The following is a 16,773-nucleotide window of genomic DNA, read 5'->3' as shown; positions in this document are numbered from 1 at the left end:
GAACGTTCTCGAACATGGCAACCTCCGACGGCGCGGTCTGCATCGGGTGCGCCGTCTTCGCATTCTCACTCACCGGAGTGCGAAGCACGAGACGTGGCGCCACGGCGGGGTGAACATCCGGTGACGAACAACCTCGCCGCCCCTGCGATCGGCCGTGCGAGGCTGGGGTCATGAGAATTGTGGTGACCGGCTCGACCGGAAAGCTCGGAAGCGTTGTCGTTCGGGAGCTGAGCGCGGCGGGGCACGAGGTGATCGGGTTTGACATCGCGGGCCGCCCCCAGCCGGGCTTCCTGCAGGTCGACCTCACCGATTACGGGCAGGTGATCGACGCCCTCGCGGGCCTCGGCGATCGCGACGAGCGCGGACTGGATGCCGTCGTTCATCTCGCCGCCATCCCGGCACCCGGCATCCGCTCCGAGGTGGCGGTCTTCCACAACAACATGGCGGCGACCTTCAACGTCTTCTGGGCGAGCGTCAGGCTGGGCATCCGACGCCTCGTCTACGCCTCCAGCGAGACCGTTCTGGGCCTGCCCTTCGACGTGCCGCCGCCGTACGTTCCGGTCGACGAGGAGTACGAGCCGCGCCCCGAGAGCGTGTATTCGCTCGTGAAGACCCTCGAAGAGCGGATGGCGCGGGAGCTGGTGCGGTGGCATCCCGATCTGTCGATCACGGCGCTTCGGTTCTCGAACGTCATGGTTCCGGACGACTATGCCGTCTTCCCCGGTTTCGATGATGATGCACGGGCGCGCAAGTGGAACCTGTGGGGGTACATCGACGCGCGTGACGGGTCGCAGGCGATCGAACGTGCGCTCGAGGTCGCGCCCATCGGATTCGAGCAGTACATCATCGCCGCCGCCGACACCGTGATGTCGCGTCCGAACGCCGAGCTACTGGCCGAGGTCTTCCCCGACGTGCCGGTCGCCCGCGAGGGAGGACCAAACGAGACGCTGTTGTCGATCGAGAAGGCCAAACGGATGCTGGGCTACGCGCCACAACACTCCTGGCGCGACGGCAACTGACGGCGAGGCTCCCAGGTGGGAGTGGCATACTGAACGATGCGCCCGATGACGGGCGTGCGGGCCAAGCCCCCGCTCATCCTCACAACGGATCGTCCGGCACGTACCTGCCGGTGAAGGAGAAGAAGAAATGGCGTCAGTCACCTTTGACAACGCAACCCGCCTCTACCCCGGCGGAACCCGCCCCGCAGTCGACAAGCTGAACCTCGAAGTGGGCGACGGTGAGTTCCTCGTCCTGGTCGGCCCCTCCGGTTGCGGTAAGTCCACCTCGCTGCGCATGCTCGCCGGCCTCGAAGAGGTCAACTCGGGCCACATCCGCATCGGCGAGCGCGACGTCACCGACGTCCCGCCGAAGGACCGCGACATCGCGATGGTGTTCCAGAACTACGCGCTGTACCCCCACATGACCGTCGCCGAGAACATGGGCTTCGCCCTGAAGATCGCCGGCGTCAACAAGGATGAGCGCGCCTCGCGTGTTCTCGAGGCAGCCAAGCTCCTCGATCTCGAGCAGTACCTCGACCGCAAGCCCAAGGCCCTTTCGGGTGGTCAGCGTCAGCGTGTCGCGATGGGCCGCGCGATCGTGCGTCAGCCCCAGGTGTTCCTCATGGACGAGCCGCTGTCGAACCTCGACGCGAAGCTCCGTGTGCAGACCCGTACGCAGATCGCGTCGCTGCAGCGACGCCTCGGCGTCACCACCGTCTACGTGACCCACGACCAGACCGAGGCCCTCACGATGGGTGACCGGATCGCGGTGCTCAAGGACGGCATCCTGCAGCAGGTCGGCAGCCCGCGTGACCTGTACGAGGCCCCGAAGAACGTGTTCGTCGCCGGCTTCATCGGCTCCCCCGCCATGAACCTCTTCCCGGTCGACGTCGTCGAGGGCGGTGTCAACTTCGGCACACACCTGGTCCCTGTCGAGCGCGATGTGCTCGCCAAGGCCACCGGTAAGGAGCTGACGATCGGCGTCCGCCCCGAGGACATCGACGTGTCCCCTGCCGATGGCAAGGGCCTCTCGGTGGTCGTGGACCTCGTGGAAGAGCTCGGCGCCGACGGCTACCTGTATGGCCACTCGGAGATCGACGGCAAGCGGACGGACATCGTCGCTCGCGTCGACGGCCGCAACCACCCGAACGCGGGCGAGACCGTCGTGTTGGCGCCGATTCTCGACCACGTTCACCTGTTCGACATCGAGTCGGGCGAGCGCCTCTCCGAGAAGGCTGTCGCCTCGGCCTGATCACAACCACCTCGTGACGGCGCGGATGTCTCGGACGTCCGCGCCGTCACGCACGTAAGCCCCCGGATGCGGAGAATCGGATGTCGTCCACGCAGCTTTCGATCACTGCGAGCACCGTCGACCCTGGCCTGCTGACCCTGCCGTGGTCGGTACCGCTCGTGGAGTGGCCGTCCGAAACGATCGTGTCGCTCCCCAAGGGCATTTCCCGCCACACCGTGCGGTTCGCGAGCCTGTCGGGCCGGGTGGTGGCGATCAAAGAGACCACCGAGGAAATGGCCCGGCGCGAGTACGACATGCTCGGCAACCTCGACCGGCTGGATGCGCCGTGCGTCGACCGTGTTGCCGTGATCGCAGGGCGCCGTGACGAGAACGGCGAACCGCTGCCGGCTGCACTGGTGACCTCTCATCTCAAGTTCTCGCTCCCCTACCGGGCGCTGTTCACGCAGGTCCTGCGACCGACAACGGCAACCCGCCTCGTCGACGCCCTCGCGGTGCTCCTGGTACGCCTCCACAACGTCGGGTTCTTCTGGGGTGACGTGTCCCTGTCGAACACGCTCTTCCGCCGTGATGCGGGAGCCTTCGCGGCGTACCTCGTTGACGCCGAGACCGGTGAGCTGCACGAAAGCGGGCTCACTGCCGGGCAGCGCGAGCACGACCTGGATGTCGCGCGCACCAACATCGCCGGCGAGATCATGGATCTCGAGGCCGGCGGGCGTCTTGAGGGCGGGGTGGATGCCGTTGAGATCGCCGACGGCATCATGAGCGCGTACCGGTCGCTGTGGCGCGAGCTCACCGAGATCGAGACGTTCGAGGCGCGAGAGGCGTGGCGCATCACCGAGCGCGTCGAACGACTCAACGAACTCGGCTTCGACATCGGCGAGATGTCGATGCAGACCACAGCCGACGGGACCCGCGTGTCGATCCAGCCGAAGGTCGTGGATGCCGGACACCACCAGCGCCGCCTCCTCCGTCTTACCGGGCTCGACGTCGAGGAGAACCAGGCTCGGCGACTGCTCAACGACCTCGACGAGTTCCAGGCGCGCGGCTCACGCGCGGGCGATGACGAAGAGATGGTCGCCCACGAGTGGCTCACCCGGGTCTTCGAGCCCGTCATCCGGGCAATCCCCTTCGACCTGCGCTCCAAGCTCGAACCGGCTGAGGTGTACCACCAGTTCCTCGAGCACCGGTGGTACATGTCGCAGGCCCGCGGGCAGTCGGTCCCCGTTGCCGAGGCCGTCACCAGCTACATCGACGATGTGCTGAGATTCCGCCGCGACGAAGCAACGGTGATGGGCCCGCCCACCGACACCCTCGCGATCCCGATCGTGACGGATGCCATCCCGATCAGTTCCGGCCCGTCGACCGGTCCGACCGACTGGCGCGACCTGGTCTGAGCGGCGCCTGCTCAGTAGCCGACGGTGAAGCGGCCGCGCACGTGCTGCGGGTTCTCGATCTCATCGAGCACCGCGACGGCAAGGTCGGCTCCCGAGATGAAGGACTCGCCGTCGGCATCCGTGACGATGACGTCACCGCCGGTGCGGTAGGTCCCCGTGCGCTCCCCCGGGTTCCACGCGCCGAAGCCACCGGCCGGGTGGATGAAGAACCAGTCGCGACCCGAGGTGTCGGCCTGCAGGTCCTCGAGGATGTCGATGGCTTCCTGCGCTTCGGGTTTGAACTCCTCGGGGAAGCCGCTGTCGATCACGCGCGGCCCGCCGGGAGCGACGAGGCTCCCGCCTGCACCACCGATGATGCCGATGCGCACGTCGCCAGGGAGTACTGAGAGAAGCTGCTGGATCGCGGGGCGAACTTTGCCGAGCATGTCTCCGCGACCGGGGATCGCGTTGACGATGACATCGACGCCTGCGAGCTCCGCAACAAGACCCGGGATATCGAGCAGGGTCCCCTCGATGTACGTGGCGCCGTGGATCCGCTCTGCCGGCGCGACCCGCGCGACGGAAACAACAGTGTGGCCGCGATCAACCGCTTCCTTCACGATGTGTGATCCGGCGTAGCCGGTTCCTCCGAGTACTGCGATGCGGGCCATGGTGATCCTTCCGTCGATGGAGCGGCAGAGGGCCGCCCGGGAAACCAACCCCGGGCGCTGCTCGCCGTCTTCCATTCTCGCGCGGGCGCGGGTCTCGCGCGATACGGCCCCGGCGCTGCGCTCAGATGAGGATCGAGACCGGGTTCTCGATCCGTCGCTGGAACGCAGCAAGCCACTGTGCTGCCAGAGCCCCGTCGAGCACGCGGTGATCAGCAGAGAGGGTGACTGTCATCATCGTCGCTACCTCGAGGGAGTCATCCGAACCCACGACCGGCCGCTTCTCGGCCACACCGACAGCGAGGATGCCCGCATGGGGTGGGTTCAGGATCGCGGAGAACTCGCTGATCCCGTACATCCCGAGGTTCGACACCGAGAACGAGCCGCCCTCGAGTTCGTGCTGCTTGATCCGCCCGGCACGGGCACGGTCGGCGAGGTCACGGACCGTGGCGCTCAGTACGCTCAGCGGCATCCGGTCGACTCCGCGCACGACGGGTGTGAGAAGACCCCCGTCCACGGATACGGCTACCGCGATGTCCACCGATGAGAACTCGCGCTCGCGACGGTCCGGCATCCACTGATCTCTCGCCCGGCTCCACGTCGACGGACGCCTCCCCTCTCGCGTCCCCGACTGCCTGCGCCGCATCCACGGGGCGTACCTGTTGCAGCGGCGCGGCCTCGGGCGTCGTTTCGTCGCGCGCTACGTCGGCAGGGTGCGAACCCGCATTCGAGGCTCCCGCGGCAGCGATCGCCTCATCAGCTGATTCACCGGGCGCGCCGAGCACCGCGATCGACGAACCGACACTCGTGGACTCGCCCTCGGCGATGAGGAGCGCGGCAACGACGTCCGCTTCCTCGGCCTCGTACTCCACGACGGCCTTCTCGGTCTCGATCTCGGCGATCGGCTGCCCCTTGGCCACCTCATCGCCGACGGCCACCAGCCACGACTGCACGGCTGCAATGCCTGTGCCGGTGGCGATCTCAGGCATGCGGATGATCGTCGCCATCATCGGCCTCCCCACGCGGCACGCACCCGGTCGAGTCCGGCGATGACCTCTTCGGTCCGCGCGATGGCGGCTCGCTCGAGCACCCGGGAGATGCTGGGACTCGCTTCGCCTCCCGTCACTCGCTCGACGGGCTGGTCAAGCCAGTCGAACAGGCGGTGCTGGATCTCGTCGGCACGCCACGCCCCGCAGGAGGTACCGCGGGTGCCCTGCTCAACGATCAGGACGGCGTTTGTCTTGCGCACGCTCTCCTCGATGGTCGTCCAGTCCAGCGAGGCGCGGTCGAGCCAGCGCAGGTCGATGACCTCCGCGTCGATGCCGGTCTGCTCAACGGCTTCGAGCGTGTGCCCAACCATCGACAGGTAGCTGAGTATCGTGACATCCGAGCCCTCACGGCGAACCGCGGCGCGGGCCGGGGGGCAGGATGCCATCGAGCTCGCCCTCGGGCACGGCGGATGCTGTGTTGTACAGATCGACGTGTTCGATTACGAGCACCGGGTCATCGGGCGCGAGCGCAGCGTTCATGAGGCCGACGTAATCCGCGGCGGTCGAGGGCGCAACGATCCGCCAACCGGGCGCCGTTGCGAACAGGCCCGCAGGATCCATGAGATGTTGCGAGCCGTATCCCGACCCCATCGCGACCTTGGTGCGCAGAACCAGCGGAACGGGGTTGTCTGCACCGAACATGTGCCGAGCCTTGCCGACCTGGTTGAAGACCTGATCGGCCGCCACCCACATGAAGTCGGGGTACATGAACTCCACGACCGGCCGGAACCTGCCGTCGAGAGCTAGTCCGCCCGCGAGCCCGAAGAAGCCGCTCTCACTGATCGGGGTGCCAACGACCCCCGGCGAGGTGCTTATCCGGGTTGGGGTGTGCGGTGTCTGCGGGTCGGATGCCACCGAGTTCGGTCGGGGACTCGTCCTCGCCCAGCCGCCGGTCACCCTCGGTCATGAGTTCGCCGGCACCATCGAGCAGGTCGGTCCGGGAGTGTCCGAGCTGAAGGTCGGCGCAACCGTCGTCTGCGGCGCCGGACTCTCGTGCGGCGAGTGCAAGATGTGTCGTGCGGGGCGCACGAATCTGTGCACGTCGTATACGACCTTGGGTTTCCACCACGACGCGGGCCTCGCCGGATATGTCGTCTGCCCCGCCGAGATCGTGTGGGATGCCTCAGCCAGCGGGCTGACGCTCGACACGCTCGGCCTCGCTCAGCCGATGGCCATCGCGGTTCACGCGGTTCGGCGATCCGGCTTGCAACCGGGCCAGGATGCCGTTGTCTTCGGCGTGGGTGGCATCGGTGCCTTCATCACGCACGCTGCGGCGGCGACCGGCGCGCGCGTGCTAGTTACGGACCTCAACGCACCGCGACTGGAACTGGCGCGGGCTCTCGGTGCTGCCGACACCATCCAGGCGGGAGGTCAGAGCCTGCGCGAAGCGCTCAGCGAACGCGGAATCGTCCCCGACGTCTTCTTCGAGGTATCCGGGTCTGCGCCGGGACTCGCGTCGGTCCTCGACGCTGCGAGCCCTGGCGCGACCATCGTCCCGGTCGGCATCCAGCGCGGTGAGCCTGCACTGCCGCTCGGCTCGTGGACCCTGCGCGAATACACGATCGTCGGCACGGTGGCTCACGTGTATCGAGACGACATTCCCGAGGCCGTTCGACTTATGGCTGCGCGCGGCGAGTGGTCGGATGTCGCCGCTGACGTCCTGCCGCTGGATGAGGTTGTCGACGCGGCGCTTCAGCCCTTGCTCAGAGGCGCGCCGGGCCAGGTCAAAACACTGATCGACCCGTGGACCGACGGGCGCAGAGCCGCCGTTCACGGCAGCTCACAGGACTGACTAGGACGACCCGCCCGGCAGCCATCCGCGTCAGGGCAACCGTTCCACTGCGCGCAGCACATCGACGGCGGATGCCGGCGAGGCGGGCTGGGATGTGACACCCGGAGCTACCGGCAGCGCCTCATTCTGCGGTCTCCGACCGAACACGAACCAGACTCCGCGGGCAATGCTGTCCGAGTGGTTCACGAACAGGTGCGGCCGCATCGAGTCGAAGCTCAGGGAATCGCCGGGGTGCAGCACGTACGTATCGACATCCAACTGCAGGGTGAGCTCACCCTCGAGAAGGTACGCGTACTCGACTCCCGCGTGGCGCATGAGCCGGTCCTCCACGGAACTGCTGGCGCCGGGCTGGTACGTCACCAGCAGCGCATCGGCAGGGAACACTGGCGAGCTTCTCCCAGCGAACGCCGTTCTCCATCTCGATCACCGGGTACTCGGCAGCGCGCCCGACGGTTGACGCATCCGGTGGCGTGGGAGCTGGGGCAACCGGCGACGGGCCCGCGGTGGGAACGTTACCGACCAGCTCGTCCAACGACACTCCGAGGTGGTTCGCCATGGCGAACAGAGTCGAGACCGACGGCTGCGTCTTGCCGATCTCGACCTGCGAGATCAGCGAAGCGGATACGCCAAGAGCCTGCGCCAGCGAGCGAAGGCTCATGCCCTTGGCGGTGCGCACCTCGCGGTGCTTGGCTCCCAGGCCCTCGGTCATGATCTCCCACCAGCGCAGCCACTGGTCAGCCGAGAACGTCCGCTCATTTAGGGCGGGACCCGTGCACAGCCGTGGACCGCCGCGTCCTACGTCAGCACGGTTCCGCGGTCGACCGGCAGGTTCACAGCCGAAACGCCTCGGTTGCGCAGCAGGAACTGGGTGGCGTCGACCACATCGGCCATTGTCGCGAGTTCGCCACCCGGAGTGTGTCGCTCGTACTGTTCCAGAACTCCTTCGGGCTTTGATGCCCAGAACGGGCTGTCGCCGATGATCCCCGGGTGGATCGCGTTGACACGGATCGGCGCCAGTTCGAGCGCGAGGGCGTTGATCAGACCCGTGACGCCGCCATTGATGGACGAGACGGTGGTCGACCCCGGGTATGGCAGATCCTTCGCGCGCCCGCCGAACAGCACGATCCCCGTATCGACGGTCGGTGCCATCCGGTCCAGGAGCGCTCGAACGGTGGCCGAGTACCCGACGAGTTTGAGCGTGACCAGTCGGACCGCACGATCGATGTCATGGCGAAGCCGCGTACGAAGCGCTGGCAACCTCACCGGGTCGCTTCGTCTTCGCCTACGGCAACCTCGCCGGCTCACCCTGGGAGTGGACGGCTGACCCCGCGATCCAGGATCTTCTGGTTCGCTCACGGGATGACTCCCGCATGTTCGGCACGCAGATCGCCTTCGACGTGCCGAACTAGGACGACGCTTTCCCTGAGCTTGCCGCGTACCGCGTAGCCGAGGAGCTCGGACTGCCCGTGACGACCCATGCCGGGGTGTGGGGTGCGACCAACGACTGGGGCATCCGCAACGCCTACCACGCCGGTGTCATGAAGGAGGGCTACACGTACGTCCACGCGGCATCCTTGTCGGCGGAGTCCTACCAGAAGATCGCGGCGACAGGCGGAAACGTCTCACTGGCGACGGAATCCGAGGACACCTGCGGCCAGGGCTACCCACCGGTCCATCAGCTGCGGCGGTACGGCATCCCGGCATCGCTGTCGGTGGACACCAGCGTGTGGTTCAGCGCCGACCTGTTCTCGGCGATGCGAGCTACCGTGAACGCCGACCGTGCCCTGGAGCACTACCACGCCCACCAACTCGAGCCTGCAGAGACCGTGACTCATGTCAAGCTTCGCGCCGAGGAAGTCGTTCACATGGCCACCCGCGGTGGAGCCGCCGCGATCGGCAAGGACCACCTCATCGGGTCGCTCGAGAAGGGCAAGCTCGGCGATGTCGTGCTGCTCAAGAACGATGCGTCGGCCACCTGGGCGCCGCTGATCAACCCTGGGGCCAGATCGTCTACCAGGCACAGCGCGGTGACGTGCACACGGTGCTGATCGGCGGTGAAATCGTCAAGTCCAGCGGCGGCGTCGATCTCGGCGCCGCCGCTGAGTTCGTTCGGGCCTGCCTATTCGGCCCGCAGAGTCGATACCTGGTACAGCGCGACGGATGCCGCGATTCCGGCGTTCAGGGACTCGGTAGCTGCCGAAATCGGGATCGACACGATCTGGTCGCACGTCTCGGTCACGAGGCGCGAGAGCCCCTTGCCTTCAGAGCCGACGACGATCACGACGGGTCGATCGGCGAGCTCGAGCGCGGGAAGTGACACGTCGCCGTCGCCATCGAGGCCGAGCACGAACACGCCCTGCTTCTTGAACTCCTTGAGCGTTGTCGTGAGGTTCGGGGCGATGGCCACCGGAATACGGGCTGCAGCTCCCGCCGAGGTCTTCCACGCCGCCGAGTTGACCCCGGCTGAGCGGCGCTGCGGGATGATGACACCCTGACCGCCGAAAGCTGCGGTCGACCGGATGATGGCGCCAAGGTTTCGCGGATCGGTCACGCCGTCCAGCGCGACCAGCAGCGGCAGCTGGCCCGTGCCGATCACCTTTTCCAGCAGGTCCTGCGGGTGCGCGTACTCGTAGGGCGGCACCTTGAGGGCCACCCCCTGGTGCACGCCGTCAAAGCCCGCCATCCGGTCGAGTTCGGGCCTCGTGACCTCGAGCACGGGAATCTCGCGGTGCGCCGCGATCGAGAGCATCTCTTTGACGCGGTCATCCATCTCCACCCGCTGGGCGATGTAGAACGCGGTAGCGGGGATGCGAGCCCGCAGCGCCTCGAGGACGGAGTTGCGACCGGTCACGGTCTCAGTGTCATCGTTCTGCTTCGGCCGCCCACCGCGGTTCGGGTTCGAGCCCGCGGCCCGCGCTCCGGGTCGCCCCGTGCCCCCGGCGGCGGCGTAGCGCTCCTGCGCAGCCTTTCGCTTGCCGGCAACGTGCCAGCTGCGGTCCTCGGCTTTGGGAGTCGGACCCTTGCCCTCGAGAGACTTGCGGCCCAGCCCACCGGTGCCTTTGGTTGCACCCTTCTTGGTGGACTTGCGTGCGCCGGGGCGCCCTGGCTTGCTCATGCGATACTCCAATGCGTTCCGTCGGGCCCGTCTTCGAGGGTGACCCCGGCAGCCGCGATCGCGTCGCGGATGCGGTCAGCTGCGGCCCAGTCTTTCTCTGCGCGCGCGCGAGCGCGCTGCTGGATGAGTTCTCGCAGCAGAGCGTCCAGTGCAGGCGCCTCCGCGCCCGAACCCGATGCCCACTGCGGGTCAAGAGGGTTGAGTCCGAGGATGCCGGTCAGAGTGGCAACCTCTCCCGCCAGCGCTCGTGCAGTCTCGGTGTCGCCGGCGTCGAGGGCTGTGTTGCCCTCGCGGACTCGCTCGTGGACGACGGCAAGGGCCTGCGGGACGCCGAGGTCGTCATCCATCGCTGCCGCGAACGCGTCGTTACCGTACGAGAACCAGCCATAGTCACCGTGCCGCCCCACCCGCTCGAGGAAGGTACGGATGCGGTCAAGAGCAGCCTCGGCCTCGTCGAACGACTTGGGCGAGAGATCGAGGTTCGAGCGATAGTGGGCGGCGGCCAGGGCGTAGCGCACGACGAGGGGATCGTGCTCGTCCAAGACATCCCGCGCCAGCACGAAGTTCCCAAGCGACTTGGACATCTTCTGGCCCTCGACCGTGACCAGTCCGTTGTGCACCCAGTAGCGGGCGAATCCGTCGCCTGCCGCGCTGGACTGAGCGAGTTCGTTCTCGTGGTGCGGGAAGCGCAGGTCGAGGCCACCACCATGGATGTCGAACTCGGCGCCGAGGTAGCGGCGCGCCATGGCCGAACATTCGATGTGCCAGCCCGGACGACCTCTCCCCCACGGGGAGTCCCACGTCGCATCCGCAGGTTCGTCCGGCTTCGCGCCCTTCCACAGCGCGAAATCGCGGACGTCGTGCTTGCCCCGCGGGTCGGCGTCGGCAGCAGGCGCCATGTCGTCGATCGCCTGACGCGTCAGATCGCCGTATGCAGCCCACGAGCGCACGTCGAAGTACACGTCACCGGCGGCGTCAGTTCCGGGCTCCGCCGCGTAGGCGTGACCCGCGCCGATCAGCTGATCGATGAGCGCGATCATCTGCGGGATCGATCCGGTTGCCCGGGGCTCATACGTCGGCGGGAGGATGCCGATCGCAGCATAAGCGGCGGCGAACTCCCGTTCGACCCGGTAAGCGAGCGCCCACCACGGTTCGGAATCGGTAGCGTTGGCCAGCACCTTGTCGTCGATGTCGGTGACGTTGCGTACGAAGGTCACCCGGCCGTGGCGCTGGGTCAGCCAACGCCGCAGGATGTCGAAGGCGAGCGCGCCGCGAAGGTGGCCGATGTGTGGCCCGGACTGCACGGTAGGTCCACACACGTAAACGGTGACGTTGTCGGGATCCAGCGGCGTGAACAGACGCAGCTGCTGAGCGCGGGTGTCGTAGAGCTGCAGGGCGCCCCGCCGCTCAGTCGTCACCGCATCCGTCATCCCTTCAGCCTACCGGCGGGGCCCTCATAAGCCGCCCCGGTGACCGCAGCCACCACGCCGGACAGGCTCTGATCTGAGGTAAAACTGTGGACGTGACCTCCTCCCCCGCAGCGCTCGAGATCCGCCTCGATGACCTCACCGGCGAACCGACCCGAGCGCTGATCGCAGCTCACCTATCGGACATGCGCTCGATCTCACCCGAGGAGAGTTGCCACGCTCTGGATCTGAGCGGGCTTCAGCAGCCCTCCGTCCAGGTGTGGTCAGCCTGGCTCGACGGCGAACTTGCCGGCGTCGGCGCGCTTGCGCAGCTCGACGCAGCCAACGGCGAGCTCAAGTCGATGCGTGTCGCAGACAGCCACCGGGGCGAGGGTATCGGGCGCGCAATGCTGGAGCACCTGATCGGCAGAGCGCGCCAGGTCGGAATGTCGGCGCTGTGGCTCGAGACGGGCTCGACACCGGAGTTCTTTGCAGCCCAGCGACTGTATGAGTCTGCGGGCTTCGTTCGCTGCGAGCCGTTCGGCAGCTATGTGCTTGACCCGTATTCCGTCTTCATGACGAAGAAGCTGTAGCGACGGATGGCCTCGGGCTAGCGCGCGGGAACCACCAGGGCCACGGCGAAAGCAGCGACTCCGTCCCCAGTCCCGGTGAAGCCGAGCCCGTCAGTCGTTGTGGCCGAGACCGACACTGGCGCACCGCCGAGGGCTCGGGAGAGCACAGTCTCTGCCTCGGCACGCCGCCCGGCAAGCCGGGGCCTGCGCGCCTGCACCTGGACCGAGACGTTGCCGACGCGGAAGCCCGCCTCGCCGAGCAGCGCGAGAGTCCGACCCAAGAAGGCCTCAGCGTGGGCTCCGTGGTACTCCGGACGGTCGGTGCCGAAGTGGGTGCCGATGTCGCCGAGCCCTGCCGCCGCCAACAGCGCGTCGACGATCGCATGGGCCACCGCGTCTCCGTCTGAGTGCCCCGACAACGCCTGCTCGCCCGGCCACTCGAGCCCGGCGAGCCACAGGGATCCCTCACCACCAAAGGCGTGGACATCGGTTCCGATCCCCAGGCGCGGAAGTACCGGCGTGCTCGCCGAAACAACGGAGTGCGGCAGGGGCGAAACGAGGGCGCGGGCGCGGTCGAGGTCGGCGCTGGTTGTGATCTTGAACGCGATCGCGTCGCCGGGGACTGTCGTGATCGCATGACCTGACGCGGCGACGACTGCCGCGTCATCCGTGAACTCCTCGCCCGCGGCAGCGTATGCAGCCTCGAGAATGCCACGGGGAAACCCTTGCGGTGTTTGTGCCGCAGACAGACGAGACCTGTCGACGACACCCACGATGGCGTCCCCGTCCATCTGCCGGATCGTGTCGACGACAGGCATGACCGGGACGACGCCGGCGGCGCCGGACTCGAGTGCGCCGATCACCCGATCGAAAACGTCGGGTGGAGTGAGAGCCCGCGCAGCGTCGTGCACCAGGACGTACTCGATGTCGCCCCACAGTGCGCTCAGGCCGGCAGCCACGGATGCCTGCCTGGTGGACCCACCGGCGACGACGGTCACAAGGTCTCGCCGGTCCCCAGCGGCTTCCTCGGCATCCGTCAGCGCATCGCCCTCGCGACCGCTGGGCGCAACAACGATGACCTGCATCGGCGGCGCCGCGAAAATGCCGCGCAGACAATGGCGCAGGATCGTGTGGTCGTCGAGCCCAACGAAGGCCTTCGGAACTCCAGCATCAAGCCTGGTACCTGATCCCGCAGCGACGACAATGACTGCGACGCGGGGAACCGGGATGATGCTCACGGATGCCACGCTACAGCGCGGCACCACCCACTCAGGAGGCGAGAACCTCGTCGAGCAGGACGCTTGCCTTCTCTTCGTCGGTCTTTTCGGCCAGAGCGAGCTCGGAGATCAGAATCTGCTTGGCCTTGGCCAGCATGCGCTTCTCACCGGCCGAGAGTCCGCGATCTTGATCACGGCGCCACAGGTCGCGCACGACCTCGCTCACCTTGATGACATCACCCGACGCGAGCTTCTCGAGATTCGCCTTGTAGCGGCGCGACCAGTTCGTGGGTTCCTCGGTAAACGGGGCGCGCAAAACATCGAAGACGCGCTCAAGACCGTCCTTGCCGATCACATCACGGACGCCGACCAGGTCGACGTTCTCCGCCGGGACCTCAATGATCAGATCGCCTTGAGTGACGTTGAGTTTCAAGTACTTCTTGGTCTCGCCTTTGATGACGCGTTCCTTGACCTCGATGATTGTTGCGGCCCCGTGGTGCGGGTAGACAACCGTCTCGCCAACCTCAAAAAGCATGGAGTTATGTTCCTTTCGGCAAACTCCAGAATACCACAGGGCGCATACGCTAGAGTTCGCCACCCATGCGCCCGACCCGGTGGTCACGAGCTTCAGCGAGGCGTAAGCCGGCGGTTCACAACCCCGTAGAATGCATCGTGAAGCCGTCATCCGCTCAAGGAGGATCCGTGAAATCGCGCCTCATCGCGTCGCTCGTTGTGGGCACCGCCCTCGTCCTCGGAACCTCAGGATGCAGCCTGATCTCCGCGCACGCGACGACGATCGAGTACTCGGCAGCCGAAGGAACCAACGTCCCGGACGAGTCGGGTCCCGTGCAGATCCGCAACACGGTGATCGTTGCGAACGACGAAGGCACCGAGGGTAACTTCCTCGCCGCATTCATTAACAACACTGACGAGACCTACGTCGTGCACATCGACTTCGCCGATGGCGTCACCGAGCAGGTCATCGTCCCGGCGGGATCCGTCAAGAGCCTTGGCGAGGATGCGGACCCCATCCTGATCCGCGAGCTGAACACTCCCCCGGGAGCCACACTCTCGGCATCCTTCCAGTCCGGCGACGGCGTCACCTCGGTCGTCTCGGTGCCGGTGCTGGGCGGCGAACTCGAGTACCTCGCGCCGTTCGTGCCCTAAGTCCCCGAACCACAAGACGTCGGCCCCGCCTCTGGTGAGAGCGGGGCCGACGTCTTGTCGGATGCCGAGGCGTTTCAGGACTCGAAGCGGTAGCCGAGCCCGCGGACGGTCACGAGCATGGTCGGGTCGCTCGGGTTCTTCTCGATGCGTGAGCGGATGCGCTTGATGTGGACATCCAGGGTCTTCGTGTCACCGAAATAGTCGGTTCCCCACACGCGGTCGATGAGCTGACCGCGGGTGAGCACCCGGCCCGCGTTGCGCATGAGAACCTCGAGGAGCTCGAATTCCTTCAGCGGCATACTGATCTCACTGCCGTCCACCGCAACCGTGTGGCGGTCGATGTCGAGCGTGACGCGGCCGCCTTCGAGGAGACGGTCGTCCAGGTCAGCCTCGGCAGTGGCCAACCGACGCAGCACTGCTCGCATTCGAGCCAAGAGTTCACGGGCCGAATAGGGCTTTGTCACGTAGTCGTCGGCGCCGAGTTCGAGCCCCACGACAATGTCGACCTCGGAGTCCTTCGCGGTGAGCATGATGATCGGAACGGACGACGACGCACGCAGCTGCCGACACACCTCGGTCCCGGGCATCCCGGGAAGCATGAGGTCGAGCAGCACGATATCTGCCCCCAGCTCGCGAAACGAGGCCAGGGCCGTGGGACCGTCTTCAGCGATCTCGACCTCATATCCCTCACGGCGCAGCAGATAGGCGAGCGGGTCGGCGAGGTCTGGCTCGTCCTCCACCAGTAGCACGCGAGTCATGCGGTTTCTCCATTTCCTTCTCGGACCGCGGCGGCGTTTGTCTCCGGCGCGGCCGTTCCGTTCAGCGCAGTGGTGGCGCCGCTCGTGGTCAGTGAAGCATCAGAAGCCAGCGGCCTCTTCTGCTTCTTCTTGACCTTCTTCTCCTTACGGGCGCGCTTGCGCGGTGGCCCGTCGAGCGGCGAATCGATGAGGGGAAGCCGAATCGTGAAGGTCGAGCCGCGGCCCTCGCGTGACCACAGGCGAACGTCGCCGCCGTGGCGCTGCACGGCGTGCTTGACGATCGCCAGGCCCAGACCGGTTCCGCCGGTCCGGCGGGAGCGAGCTTGGTCTGCGCGGTAGAACCGTTCGAAAACGCGATCCTGGTCTTCTTCAGAGATTCCGATTCCGCGGTCGGTCACGGCGATCTCGACGACCCCGTCGGCTGTCTTGACCCCGATCCCGACGCTCGACCCCTTCGGCGAGTAGGCGATCGCGTTGGCAATGAGGTTGCCGACGGCCTCACTCAGGATCTGGGCATCGCCACGAACGAACAGACCCCGCGTGCCGCCACGCACCAGCTGCACTTCCGCGGAGTCTGCCTGGATCGCGTGGGCCTCCACGGCAGATGCGATGATCTCATCGATCGAGGCGTCCCGTTCATCGTTGAGCTCATCTGCTGCCTGCAAGCGTGACAGGTTCATGATTCGAGATGTGAGAGTCGCCAGTCGTGTCGCCTCGGCAGACAGCCGGGAGGCGAACACTCGGACCTGCGCGGGGTCGTCGGATGCCGATTCGATAGCCTCGGCCAGCAAGCTCACTGCACCAACCGGTGTCTTGAGCTCGTGACTCGTGTTGGAGACGAAGTCGCGCCGCATCTGCTCAACCCGCTCCTTCTCAGTGATATCGCGCAGCACGAGCAGCATCAGCCGGGAAGTGAGGGGGGTTGCCCGCACGGTGACCAGGCGCAACTCTCCCGGCCCGGTGCCCCGGCGAATGCGGAAGGTCGCGTTGGAGGCGGCGTCAGCATCGCTGACCCGGCGTGCGACTCCGCGCAACTCGGGGGTCGGCAGCAAGCGCCCCTCAGTCAGCTCGAAGGGCGCCGCGGATGCCGACGCCGCGATGATCACACCTGCCGAATCCAGGACTACCGCGGGATCGTCGAGTCCGTGGAGGACCACTCGCGCACCCTCGGGAACATCCATGCCCGCGCCGTACTCGGCGCGCTCGCGAGCCCGCAGCGCCAACAGGATGAGGGTAGCCAGACCCGCACCGATCAGCAGCCCCACCAGGAGGCCGAGCAGGGCGATCTGCGCAGGTTGCATGGAAACAGCGTACGGGCGGCCCGGAGGACGACATTGCGAGCGGTGCTCGCGCCCACCTCGGGCGCGTCACTATTCACCGGAGCGGCACTGTCCGTTAACCTTCGG

Annotated in this window: 20 protein-coding genes and 1 pseudogene; 7 read left to right on the top strand and 14 right to left on the bottom strand. The window is 66.7% G+C overall.

All coding sequences use genetic code 11. From position 1 onward, the window contains the following. The first annotated feature begins 170 nt into the window (after positions 1-170). The 3 genes from AADH62_RS09505 (at position 171) to AADH62_RS09495 (ending at position 3,644) form a co-directional block, all read left to right on the top strand. Positions 171-1,019, top strand: a complete 849-nt coding sequence (locus AADH62_RS09505) for an NAD(P)-dependent oxidoreductase (RefSeq protein WP_341579289.1) — start codon at positions 171-173, stop codon at positions 1,017-1,019. Between the two features lie 127 nt (positions 1,020-1,146). Beyond that, positions 1,147-2,250 (top strand): ABC transporter ATP-binding protein, encoded by a 1,104-nt coding sequence (locus AADH62_RS09500; RefSeq protein ID WP_292709123.1) that lies wholly within the window; start codon positions 1,147-1,149, stop codon positions 2,248-2,250. 80 nt (positions 2,251-2,330) lie between these two features. After that, positions 2,331-3,644, top strand: a complete 1,314-nt coding sequence (locus AADH62_RS09495) for a DUF4032 domain-containing protein (RefSeq protein WP_341579288.1) — start codon at positions 2,331-2,333, stop codon at positions 3,642-3,644. An 11-nt stretch (positions 3,645-3,655) separates the two neighbouring features. Here AADH62_RS09495 and AADH62_RS09490 read toward each other — a convergent pair whose 3' ends face one another. The 5 genes from AADH62_RS09490 to AADH62_RS09470 form a co-directional block, all read right to left on the bottom strand. Next, positions 3,656-4,294 carry an NAD(P)-dependent oxidoreductase gene (locus AADH62_RS09490; RefSeq protein ID WP_341579287.1) on the bottom strand — a complete coding sequence of 213 codons (639 nt, stop codon included), beginning with the start codon at positions 4,292-4,294 and terminating at the stop codon, positions 3,656-3,658. Positions 4,295-4,415: 121 nt separating this feature from the next. Further along, positions 4,416-4,808 carry a 2-oxo acid dehydrogenase subunit E2 gene (locus AADH62_RS09485; protein WP_341579286.1) on the bottom strand — a complete coding sequence of 131 codons (393 nt, stop codon included), beginning with the start codon at positions 4,806-4,808 and terminating at the stop codon, positions 4,416-4,418. Further along, a complete protein-coding gene (locus AADH62_RS09480; RefSeq protein WP_341579285.1) occupies positions 4,729-5,298 on the bottom strand; it encodes a biotin/lipoyl-containing protein in 570 nt (189 codons plus the stop codon). Before AADH62_RS09480 ends, AADH62_RS09485 begins: the two co-directional genes overlap by 80 nt. Continuing rightward, positions 5,298-5,726, bottom strand: coding sequence for a transketolase C-terminal domain-containing protein (locus AADH62_RS09475; protein WP_341579284.1), 429 nt, complete (start codon positions 5,724-5,726; stop codon positions 5,298-5,300). Before AADH62_RS09475 ends, AADH62_RS09480 begins: the two co-directional genes overlap by 1 nt. Next, positions 5,686-6,195: a hypothetical protein gene (locus AADH62_RS09470; protein WP_341579283.1), complete on the bottom strand. Its 510-nt coding sequence runs from the start codon at positions 6,193-6,195 to the stop codon at positions 5,686-5,688. The genes AADH62_RS09475 and AADH62_RS09470 overlap by 41 nt, the downstream gene beginning before the upstream one ends. Here AADH62_RS09470 and AADH62_RS09465 point away from each other — a divergent pair. Continuing rightward, the gene (locus tag AADH62_RS09465) at positions 6,128-7,132 is read left to right on the top strand and encodes a zinc-dependent alcohol dehydrogenase (RefSeq protein ID WP_341579282.1); all 1,005 of its coding nucleotides are present in this window, start codon (positions 6,128-6,130) and stop codon (positions 7,130-7,132) included. The two genes, AADH62_RS09470 and AADH62_RS09465, sit on opposite strands and share 68 nt — an antisense overlap. Before the next feature lie 30 nt (positions 7,133-7,162). On the opposite strand, the gene AADH62_RS09460 is transcribed toward AADH62_RS09465, so the two are convergent. The 3 genes from AADH62_RS09460 to AADH62_RS09455 form a co-directional block, all read right to left on the bottom strand. Continuing rightward, on the bottom strand, positions 7,163-7,516 hold the full coding sequence (locus AADH62_RS09460; protein ID WP_341579281.1) for a cupin domain-containing protein: 354 nt from the start codon (positions 7,514-7,516) through the stop codon (positions 7,163-7,165). Then, positions 7,404-7,841: a helix-turn-helix domain-containing protein gene (locus AADH62_RS14595; protein WP_425355665.1), complete on the bottom strand. Its 438-nt coding sequence runs from the start codon at positions 7,839-7,841 to the stop codon at positions 7,404-7,406. The genes AADH62_RS09460 and AADH62_RS14595 overlap by 113 nt, the downstream gene beginning before the upstream one ends. An 86-nt stretch (positions 7,842-7,927) precedes the next feature. Continuing rightward, complete coding sequence (locus AADH62_RS09455; protein ID WP_341579280.1) at positions 7,928-8,395, bottom strand: SDR family oxidoreductase; 468 nt, start codon at positions 8,393-8,395, stop codon at positions 7,928-7,930. A gap of 182 nt (positions 8,396-8,577) precedes the next feature. On the opposite strand from AADH62_RS09455, the pseudogene AADH62_RS09450 reads away from it, so the two are divergent. Then, a pseudogene (locus AADH62_RS09450) lies at positions 8,578-9,180 on the top strand (amidohydrolase family protein); the annotation flags it as partial. Between the two features lie 71 nt (positions 9,181-9,251). Here the strand turns inward: AADH62_RS09450 and rlmB are convergent. Both rlmB and cysS read right to left on the bottom strand, forming a co-directional pair. Then, complete coding sequence (gene rlmB / locus AADH62_RS09445; protein WP_341579279.1) at positions 9,252-10,247, bottom strand: 23S rRNA (guanosine(2251)-2'-O)-methyltransferase RlmB; 996 nt, start codon at positions 10,245-10,247, stop codon at positions 9,252-9,254. Then, entirely contained in the window at positions 10,244-11,677 is a 1,434-nt protein-coding gene (gene cysS / locus AADH62_RS09440; RefSeq protein WP_341579278.1) for a cysteine--tRNA ligase, read from the bottom strand. Before cysS ends, rlmB begins: the two co-directional genes overlap by 4 nt. Before the next feature lie 92 nt (positions 11,678-11,769). Here cysS and AADH62_RS09435 point away from each other — a divergent pair, with 92 nt between their 5' ends. Next, complete coding sequence (locus AADH62_RS09435) at positions 11,770-12,246, top strand: GNAT family N-acetyltransferase (RefSeq protein WP_341579277.1); 477 nt, start codon at positions 11,770-11,772, stop codon at positions 12,244-12,246. Between the two features lie 17 nt (positions 12,247-12,263). Here the strand turns inward: AADH62_RS09435 and ispD are convergent, their stop codons facing one another. Continuing rightward, the gene (ispD, locus tag AADH62_RS09430; protein ID WP_341579276.1) at positions 12,264-13,463 is read right to left on the bottom strand and encodes a 2-C-methyl-D-erythritol 4-phosphate cytidylyltransferase; all 1,200 of its coding nucleotides are present in this window, start codon (positions 13,461-13,463) and stop codon (positions 12,264-12,266) included. Positions 13,464-13,494: 31 nt separating this feature from the next. Beyond that, entirely contained in the window at positions 13,495-13,977 is a 483-nt protein-coding gene (locus tag AADH62_RS09425; RefSeq protein WP_195692045.1) for a CarD family transcriptional regulator, read from the bottom strand. A 167-nt stretch (positions 13,978-14,144) separates the two neighbouring features. Between AADH62_RS09425 and AADH62_RS09420 the strand changes: the two genes are divergently transcribed. Continuing rightward, positions 14,145-14,609 carry a DNA modification methylase gene (locus tag AADH62_RS09420; RefSeq protein WP_341579275.1) on the top strand — a complete coding sequence of 155 codons (465 nt, stop codon included), beginning with the start codon at positions 14,145-14,147 and terminating at the stop codon, positions 14,607-14,609. Between the two features lie 74 nt (positions 14,610-14,683). On the opposite strand, the gene AADH62_RS09415 is transcribed toward AADH62_RS09420, so the two are convergent. Then, positions 14,684-15,367, bottom strand: coding sequence for a response regulator transcription factor (locus tag AADH62_RS09415; protein WP_341579274.1), 684 nt, complete (start codon positions 15,365-15,367; stop codon positions 14,684-14,686). Next, the gene (locus AADH62_RS09410; RefSeq protein WP_341579273.1) at positions 15,364-16,668 is read right to left on the bottom strand and encodes a sensor histidine kinase; all 1,305 of its coding nucleotides are present in this window, start codon (positions 16,666-16,668) and stop codon (positions 15,364-15,366) included. The genes AADH62_RS09415 and AADH62_RS09410 overlap by 4 nt, the downstream gene beginning before the upstream one ends. Positions 16,669-16,773 lie beyond the last annotated feature (105 nt).

Origin of the sequence: Microbacterium schleiferi, assembly GCF_038150145.1 — a bacterium.
Classification (GTDB): domain Bacteria; phylum Actinomycetota; class Actinomycetes; order Actinomycetales; family Microbacteriaceae; genus Microbacterium; species Microbacterium schleiferi_B.
Note: the sequence above shows the minus strand (reverse complement) of the source record. Positions and strands in the feature narration are given on the sequence as shown.